This window comes from Amycolatopsis thailandensis (assembly GCF_002234405.1).
Lineage (GTDB): Bacteria > Actinomycetota > Actinomycetes > Mycobacteriales > Pseudonocardiaceae > Amycolatopsis > Amycolatopsis thailandensis.
The window spans coordinates 1-770 of sequence record NZ_NMQT01000356.1 but is presented as its reverse complement, the minus strand read 5'-3'; the positions used below and the strand labels follow the sequence as shown (position 1 = coordinate 770).

Below are 770 nucleotides of genomic sequence, written 5' to 3'. Positions count from 1 at the left end.
TGGGCGGTAGGGTGTGGGGGTGGCTGGTGAGGGGTGGAGAGGAAGTGGTGGGCGAGTGGTAGCTTTTGTTGTTAGTGAAGCGCCGTGCGCCGGGAGCTACACGCTTGCCCTACACGTCGCTCTTCCGATCTTCCATTCGGTCGAACATGTTCTTGTTACGTCCGTTGAGCATTCCCAGCTGGGAAGAATAGCACCGCACGGCTTCGAATTTCCGTGTCCGGAGCTCCTCGGCGACCGCGCCGAATCCCGGGGCACCACGGTGGAATCCCGGCGGCAACTCGACCGGACCCGGCCTGTTCGTCACATAGGGAAGGTCTTCCCAGAGCCGGATCGGGATACCCTTCTCGAACGCGGCGAACAGCGCGGCGTCGCGGGAAACCTGATTGTCCGGATGATCGAGAATGGCCGCGCAGGTCACGATCAGCGTGGGATCGAAATCCCCGATGACCGCTTCGACATCCGCCTTGATCTCGGCGACGAGTTCGAGATCGCCGCCCGGCGCGCGTTCGTCGACGGCGACTTTCGCGCCGCCTTCTCTCGGCGACGCCAGCCACTCGCCATCCGGTCGTTTGCGATAGATGGAGTCGAGAAACCGTCCGTGCCGATAGGACAGTCCTAAGTGGTCTAGCGCGGCGACGTCCTCTTCGCGGCGAAGGAGGGTCGCGTCCTCATCCGGTGAGAGACCCCAGATCGCGTGCATCCGTTCCGCGGCCGCCGAATAAGGGGGCGGCGCGCTCCCGGCGAACACGGTGTGGACGAGCACTTCCGCT

Annotated in this window: 1 protein-coding gene; it reads right to left on the bottom strand. The window is 64.0% G+C overall.

Annotated features, from left to right (window positions below):
• Window positions 1-109 precede the first annotated feature (109 nt).
• Window positions 110-770: PIG-L deacetylase family protein (locus CFP71_RS42860; protein WP_093939489.1), on the bottom strand; the 661-nt coding region annotated here is incomplete at its 5' end.